Genomic DNA, 7868 nt, shown 5'->3' with positions numbered 1-7868 from the left:
GGCGCGCAGCGTGGCGGGCGCCCCGGGGGCGCTCCGGCGCAGCTGCGGCTGGGCAGCCCGCGCCCCCGGCTGCGGCTGATCAGCCTCGGCCTCACCCTCGTCATGCTGGCCTTCGTCGTACGGCTGCTCCAGGTGCAGGCCGTGGACGCCTCCGCGTACGCCGCCAAGGCCAACGTCAACCGCTACATCCCGGTGAAGCTGTCCGCGGAGCGCGGGTCCATCACCGACCGCGACGGCGTCAACCTGGCCACCACCGTGGACGCGTACGACATCACCGCCGCCCCCGACCTGCTCACCCCGCGCAACGCCAAGATGAAGGACGCGCCCCGGCAGGCGGCCGCCCTCCTCGCGCCGATCCTCGGCAAGAACGAGGCGGACCTGGAGAAGAAGCTCACCGACAACCCGAAGTCGCAGTACGTCGTGCTGGCCCGGCAGCAGACCCCGCAGGTCTGGAAGCAGATCAAGGACCTGAAGAACAACCTGGACGACGCCGCGGCCAAGGGCAAGGGCACCAACGTCCTCGCCGGGGTCAACCGGGAGTCGCACAGCAAGCGGGTCTACCCGGGCGGCGACCTCGCCGCCGGGATCCTGGGCTTCGTGGGCGCCGACGGGCGCGGCGCCGCGGGGATCGAGCAGCAGCTGAACAAGAAGCTCGCGGGCAAGGACGGCAAGCGCGTCTACGCCCAGTCCGGCGGCCACCAGGTGCCCACCGGGGACGTCAGCGAGAAGCCCGCGGTGCCCGGCAGCGACGTCGAGCTGACGATCGACCGCGACATCCAGTGGGCCGCCCAGAGCGCGATCTCCGACCAGGTGAAGAAGTCGCAGGCGGACCGCGGCTACGTCGTCGTCCAGGACACCCGCACCGGCCGGCTGCTGGCCATGGCCAACGCCCCCGGCTTCGACCCCAACGACATCTCCACCACCGACGCCGACGCCCTCGGCAACGCCGCCGTCTCCGACGCGTACGAGCCGGGCAGCGTCAGCAAGCTGATGTCGATGGCCGCCGTCCTCCAGGAGGGCGCCGCCCGCTGGAACACCCAGGTGGAGGTCCCGAACCGGCTGCCGCGCGCGGGCCGCGCCTTCGCCGACGACATCGACCACCCCACCTGGTACCTCACGCTCAACGGGGTGCTCGCCAAGTCCAGCAACATCGGCACCATCCTCGCCACCGAGCAGCTGGGCAAGACCGAGAAGCAGAAGAACCGGATCCTCTACTCCTACTTGCGGCAGTTCGGCATCGGCCGGCCCACCGGGCTCGGCCTCCCCGGCGAGACCCCGGGCATCCTGGCCAAGCCGCAGGACTGGAGCCCCACGCAGGGGTACACCATCCCCTTCGGCCAGGGCCTGTCGCTCAACGCCGTCCAGGCGGCCTCCGTCTACTCCACCATCGCCAACGGCGGCCAGCGCATCGCCCCCAGCCTGGTGCGCGGCACCAGGGGCCCCGGCGGCGACTTCACCCCCGCGCCCGCTCCCGAGAAGACCCGCGTGGTGAGCCCGAAGACCGCGAAGACGCTCGCCGAGATGCTCGAATCGGTCGTGGACAACCAGGAGGGCACCGGCACCAAGGCGAAGATCCCCGGCTATCTGGTGGCGGGCAAGACCGGCACCTCCAACCGCGTGGACCCGAAGACCGGCCGTTACCACGGATACACCGCTTCGTTCGCCGGTTTCGCACCAGCGGACAAACCGCGCCTCACGGTCTACTGTGCGGTGCAGAATCCGACCAGGGGCAGCTATTTCGGCGGGCAGGTCTGCGGTCCGGTCTACAAGAAGGTCATGGAGTTCGCGCTCAAGTCGCTCCAGGTCCCGCCGACCGGGAAGCAGCCCAAGCGGCTTCCCGTGAGCTACAGCCCGGGCCAGTGAGCGGGTCCAGCCGTGACGACGATCACGCCGGAGCCCGGGAACCGGGGCCCGGTGCGCCGCTGCTCCGACGCCGGATTTCGCGACGGAGCGGGTGGGCCGGGTACGCTCACCGCCGTGCCCCAAGCTGATCAGTCTCAAACCCCTCAGAAGGACGTTTCTGTGGAATATCCGGGAGCGCCCCGCCCTCTCCAGGTCCGGCCCGTCCCGCTCGCGGAGCTGGCGGACCAGCTGGGCGTCGATGCCTCCGGCGTCCCGGCTGAGGCCGCGGTCACCGGGATCACCCATGACTCGCGCGCCGTGCGCCCGGGCGATGTGTACGCCGCGCTGTCCGGCGCCCGGCTGCACGGCGCGGACTTCGCCGCCCAGGCCGCCGACCTCGGCGCGGCCGCCGTGCTGACCGACCCGGACGGCGCCGAGCGCGCCGCCGCCACCGGGCTGCCGGTCCTGGTCGTGGACAACCCGCGCGGCCGGATGGGCGCGCTGGCCGCCACGATCTACGACGAGCCGGGCCACAGCCTGCTCCAGATCGGCATCACCGGCACCTCCGGCAAGACCACCACCGCCTACCTCGTCGACGGCGGGCTCAGGGCCGCCGCGGAGCAGGCGGGCGGCGGTCCCACGGGGCTCATCGGCACCGTCGAGATGCGCATCGGCGACGAGCGCATCAAGTCCGAGCGCACCACCCCCGAGGCCACCGACCTCCAGGCGCTGTTCGCGGTGATGCGCGAACGCGACGTCCACTCGGTCGTCATGGAGGTCTCCAGCCACGCCCTGGTCCTCGGCCGCGTCGACGGCTGCGTCTTCGACGTCGCCGTCTTCAACAACCTCTCCCCGGAGCACATGGAGTTCCACTCGGGGATGGAGGACTACTTCCAGGCCAAGGCCCAGCTGTTCACCAAGGCCCGCAGCCGGGCCGGAGTGATCAACTACGACGACGAGTACGGCCGCCGGCTCATCGAGGAGTCCGAGGTCCCGGTCACCACCTTCTCCGCCGAGGGCCATCCCGACGCCCACTGGCGCGCCGCGGACGTCGAGGTCGGCCCGCTGGGCTCGACCTTCACCGCGATCGGCCCGAACGGCGAGACGGTGCGGGCCGCCGCCCCCATCGCGGGCCCGTTCAACGTCGCCAACGCGCTCGCCGCCCTCGTCGCGCTCGCCGTCGCCGGGATCGACCCGCAGACGGCCGCGGACGGCATCGGCGCCGTCCCCGGCGTGCCCGGCCGGCTGGAGCGCGTCGACGTGGGCCAGCCGTACCTCGCGGTGGTCGACTACGCGCACAAGACCGACGCCGTGGAGTCGGTGCTGCGCGCCCTGCGCAAGGTCACCGACGGCAAGCTGCACGCCGTCCTCGGCTGCGGCGGCGACCGCGACCGGCTCAAGCGCGGCCCGATGGGCTCCGCGGTGGCCCGGTACGCCGACACGGCCGTGCTCACCTCGGACAACCCGCGCTCCGAGGACCCGCTCGCCATCCTCGCCGCGATGCTCGCGGGCGCCGCCGAGGTGCCCTCGCACGAGCGCGGCGACGTCCTGGTCGAGGAGGACCGGGAGAACGCCATCGCCGCCGCCGTCGCCCGCGCGGAACCCGGCGACACCGTGATCGTCGCGGGCAAGGGTCATGAGCAGGGCCAGGACATCGCCGGGGTGATCCGCGCCTTCGACGACCGCCAGGTCCTGCGGGAAGCCATCGAACTCAGCGAGCGAGCCAAGGGGCGCGGTCCGCAACGCCCCGAGGCGAGCGAACCGCACGGGCACACACCTCAAGACAACCAGGGATGACAGACCGCCATGCGCGCACCAGCCCCCTCCAGGCAGCTCTCCCGCACGGCCGGAGGTGATCAGTGATCCCACTGTCCCTCACCGAGATCACCGGCCTCGTCGGTGGGCAGCCGCACGACATACCGGACCCTGACCTGAAGGTCACAGGACCCGTCGTGATCGACTCCCGCGAGGTGCGGCCCGGGAGCCTGTTCGCCGCGCTCCCCGGGGAGCGCGTGGACGGCCACGACTACGCGCGCGGCGCGGTCGAGGCGGGCGCGGTGGCGGTCCTGGCCACCCGCCCGGTCTCCACACCGGACGCCCCGGTTCCGACGATCGTCGTCCCCGACGCCGTCGCCGCCATGGGCGCGATCGCCCGCGCCGTCGTCGAGCGGCTGGGCACCACCGTGGTCGCGCTCACCGGCTCCGCCGGGAAGACCAGCACCAAGGACCTCATCGCCCAGCTGCTCCAGCGGCACGGCCCGACCGTATGGACGCACGGCTCGTTCAACAACGAGATCGGGCTGCCGCTGACCGCGCTGCGCGCCGATGCGACGACCCAGCACCTGGTGCTGGAGATGGGCGCCCGAGGCAAGGGGCACATCCGCTACCTGACGGACCTCACCCCGCCCCGCATCGGGCTCGTCCTCAACGTCGGCACCGCGCACATCGGGGAGTTCGGCGGCCGCGAGCAGATCGCCGAGGCCAAGGGCGAACTGGTCGAGGCGCTGCCCTCCGCCGAGGACGGCGGGGTGGCGGTGCTCAACGCCGACGACCCCCTGGTGCGCGCCATGGCGTCCCGTACGAAGGCCCGTACCGTCCTGTTCGGCGAGGCCGGGGACGCCCACGTGCGCGCCGCGAATGTCCGGCTTGCCGACGGTGGCCGCCCCGCCTTCACGCTTCACACCCCTACCGGGTGCGGTGACGTGACCATGCGCCTGTACGGTGAGCACCACGTGTCGAACGCGCTCGCCGCGGCCGCCGTCGCCCATGAGACGGGCATGTCCGTCGACGAGATCGCCGTGGCGCTCTCCGAAGCGGGGCAGCTCTCCCGCTGGCGGATGGAGGTCACCGAGCGCTCGGACGGCGTGACGGTCGTCAATGACGCCTACAACGCGAACCCCGAGTCCATGCGAGCCGCGCTGCGCGCGCTGGCCGCGATGGGCGCCGCAACACCGGGGCGTCGCACGTGGGCGGTGCTGGGCCCGATGGCCGAGCTGGGCGATGAGTCACTGGCCGAGCACGACGCGGTCGGACGGCTGGCCGTCCGGCTCAACGTCAGCAAGCTCGTGGCGGTCGGCGGCCGGGAGGCCGCGTGGCTGGACATGGGCGCCAAGAACGAGGGTTCGTGGGGTGAGGAGTCGGTGCACGTGTCCGACGTGCGGGCAGCGGTCGATCTGCTGCGGAGCGAGCTGCGACCGGGGGATGTCGTGTTGGTGAAGGCATCCAGGTCGGTCGGCCTGGAGCAACTCGCGCAGGCGTTGCTCGAGGGTGAGGTCGCCGGGCGATGACCATGGGGCAGACCCTCCTCGCCGGTGGCCTCGCCGCGGGAGAAGAACACGTAGGCGCCATGAGGCAGATCCTCTTCTCCGGAGCCATCGGTCTCTTTCTGACCCTGATCGGCACCCCGCTGCTGATCAAGCTGCTCGCCCGCAAGGGCTACGGCCAGTACATCCGGGACGACGGTCCGCGGACGCACGGCAGCAAGAAGGGCACGCCCACCATGGGCGGCATCTCCTTCATCCTGGCCACGCTGATCGCCTACGCGGTGACGAAGGTGATCACGGGCAGCCAGCCGACCTTCTCCGGTGTGCTGGTGCTCTTCCTCTTCGCGGGCATGGGCCTGGTCGGCTTCCTCGACGACTACATCAAGATCGTCAAGCAGCGCAGCCTGGGCCTGCGGGCCAAGGCCAAGATGGCCGGTCAGCTGATCGTCGGTGTCGCCTTCGCGATCCTCGCGCTGAACTTCGCCGACGCCCGCCAGCAGACCCCGGCCTCCGACCGGCTCTCCTTCGTCCAGGACTTCGGCTGGTCCTTCGGCCCCGTGATCTTCGCGATCTGGGCGCTGTTCATGATCCTCGCGATGTCGAACGGCGTGAACCTCACCGACGGCCTCGACGGCCTGGCCACCGGCGCCTCCGTGATGGTCTTCGGCGCCTACACCTTCATCGGCGTCTGGCAGTACCAGGAGTCCTGCGCCAACGCGCAGACCCTCACTAACCCCTCGTCCTGCTTCGAGGTGCGCGACCCGCTCGACCTCGCCGTCGTCGCCTCCGCGCTGATGGGCGCCTGCTTCGGCTTCCTGTGGTGGAACACCTCACCCGCCAAGATCTTCATGGGGGACACCGGCTCGCTCGCGCTCGGCGGCGGCCTCGCGGGGCTCGCCATCTGCTCCCGCACCGAGCTGCTGATGGCCGTCCTCGGCGGTCTGTTCGTCCTGATCACCCTGTCCGTGGTCATCCAGGTCGGCTCGTTCCGGCTCACCGGGCGCCGGGTCTTCCGGATGGCACCACTCCAGCACCACTTCGAACTCAAAGGCTGGAGCGAAGTCCTGGTGGTGGTCCGGTTCTGGATCATCCAGGGCATGTGCGTGATCGTCGGACTCGGCATCTTCTACGCGGGCTGGCGGGCTTCGTGACCATCGACGTCACCGACCTCGCCGGACGGCATGTCACGGTCGCCGGACTCGGCGTCTCCGGGGTCCCCGCAGCGCGTGCGCTGCGGGGCCTCGGGGCCACGGTGACCGTCGTCAACGGAAGCGACGGAGAGCCCCAGCGCGCCCAGGCGGCCGAACTGGAGCCCCTCGGCATCACGGTCCGGCTCGGCGACGGCGACACGTTGCCCGAGGGCACCGAGCTGATCGTCACCACACCCGGCTGGAAGCCCAGCAGCCCGCTCTTCCTGGCCGCCGAGAAGGCGGGCGTCCCGGTGTGGGGCGACGTGGAGCTGGCCTGGCGGCTGCGCGGCCCGGACTCCCCGCCCTGGCTCGCGGTCACCGGCACCAACGGCAAGACCACCACCGTGCGCATGCTGGCGTCCATCCTGGAGGCGGCCGGGCTGCGCACCGCCGCCGTCGGCAACATCGGCGTCTCGCTCCTGGACATCGTGCTGGGCGAGACGCCGTACGACGTGNCGTCTCGCTCCTGGACATCGTGCTGGGCGAGACGCCGTACGACGTGCTCGCCGTCGAGCTGTCCAGCTACCAGCTGCACTGGGCGCCCTCGCTGCGCGCCCACTCCGGCGCGGTGCTCAACCTCGCACCCGACCACCTCGACTGGCACGGTTCCATGGCGGCGTACGCGGCCGACAAGGGCCGGATCTACGAGGGCAACCAGGTCGCCTGCGTCTACAACGCCGCCGACCCCGCCACCGAGGACCTGGTCCGGGCCGCCGACGTCGAGGAGGGCTGCCGGGCGATCGGCTTCACCCTCGGCACCCCCGGCCCCTCCCAGCTCGGCGTCGTCGAGAACATCCTGGTCGACCGGGCCTTCGTCGCCAACCGGCAGAAGAGCGCCCAGGAGCTGGCCGAGGTCGCCGACGTCAACCCGCCCGCGCCGCACAACATCGCCAACGCGCTCGCCGCCGCGGCCCTGGCCCGCGCCTACGGCGTGCCGCCCCAGGCCGTACGGGACGGGCTGCGCGCCTTCCGCCCGGACCCGCACCGGGTGGAGCACGTCGCGGACGTCGAGGGCGTGAGTTACGTGGACGACTCCAAGGCGACCAACACCCACGCCGCCGAGGCGTCGTTGGGCGCGTACGAGCACATCGTGTGGGTCGCCGGCGGCCTCGCCAAGGGCGCCACCTTCGACGAGCTGGTGGTCGCGGCCGCCCCGCGGCTGCGCGGGGCGGTGCTGATCGGCGCCGACCGCGCCCTGATCCGGGAAGCGCTCGCGCGACACGCAGCGGATGTCCCGGTCGTGGACCTCGACCGGACCGACACTGGGGCGATGGCGGCGGCTGTCCGGGAAGCGGCCCGGCTCGCCCGGCCGGGCGATACCGTCCTTCTGGCCCCGGCCTGCGCCTCGATGGACATGTTCACCAACTACAACAAGCGGGGCGACGCCTTCGCCGCGGCGGTTCACGACCTGGCCTCGGGCCCGGTCACGGACGAGCAGTAGCCCGCCGGTCCCCCGCGAGGACCACCGCTCGCGCGGAGAACCTGGAGGGGATTCGACATGACGCCTGACCAGCCCGCCGCGCCGCGGTCCCGGCAGGCCGGAACAGCCACCGGCCGCCCCGGGCCGCGTGCG

The 7868-nt window shown here is 71.9% G+C and carries 4 protein-coding genes and 1 pseudogene; all 5 read left to right on the top strand.

Annotated features, from left to right (window positions below; all coding sequences use genetic code 11):
* On the top strand, positions 1-1863 hold a 1863-nt coding region (locus EEJ42_RS14655; RefSeq protein WP_148081948.1), incomplete at its 5' end, for a peptidoglycan D,D-transpeptidase FtsI family protein.
* Between the two features lie 12 nt (positions 1864-1875).
* The gene (locus tag EEJ42_RS14650; protein WP_123100387.1) at positions 1876-3639 is read left to right on the top strand and encodes a UDP-N-acetylmuramoyl-L-alanyl-D-glutamate--2,6-diaminopimelate ligase; all 1764 of its coding nucleotides are present in this window, start codon (positions 1876-1878) and stop codon (positions 3637-3639) included.
* Positions 3640-3701: 62 nt separating this feature from the next.
* The gene (locus tag EEJ42_RS14645; RefSeq protein WP_123100386.1) at positions 3702-5129 is read left to right on the top strand and encodes a UDP-N-acetylmuramoyl-tripeptide--D-alanyl-D-alanine ligase; all 1428 of its coding nucleotides are present in this window, start codon (positions 3702-3704) and stop codon (positions 5127-5129) included.
* Between the two features lie 59 nt (positions 5130-5188).
* Entirely contained in the window at positions 5189-6256 is a 1068-nt protein-coding gene (mraY, locus tag EEJ42_RS14640) for a phospho-N-acetylmuramoyl-pentapeptide-transferase (protein WP_009718658.1), read from the top strand.
* Positions 6253-7736: pseudogene (murD, locus tag EEJ42_RS14635) on the top strand (UDP-N-acetylmuramoyl-L-alanine--D-glutamate ligase). Before mraY ends, murD begins: the two are co-directional and overlap by 4 nt.
* Positions 7737-7868: the final 132 nt, after the last annotated feature.

It is taken from the genome of Streptomyces botrytidirepellens, assembly GCF_003721215.1.
In the GTDB taxonomy this organism is placed as follows: Bacteria; Actinomycetota; Actinomycetes; order Streptomycetales; family Streptomycetaceae; genus Streptomyces; species Streptomyces himastatinicus.
Note: the sequence above shows the minus strand (reverse complement) of the source record. Positions and strands in the feature narration are given on the sequence as shown.

Coding starts and splice junctions, on each gene's coding strand:
- mraY (WP_009718658.1), top strand. CDS start 5,189: ATGAGGCAGATCCTCTTCTCCGGAGCCATCGGTCTCTTTCTGACCCTG.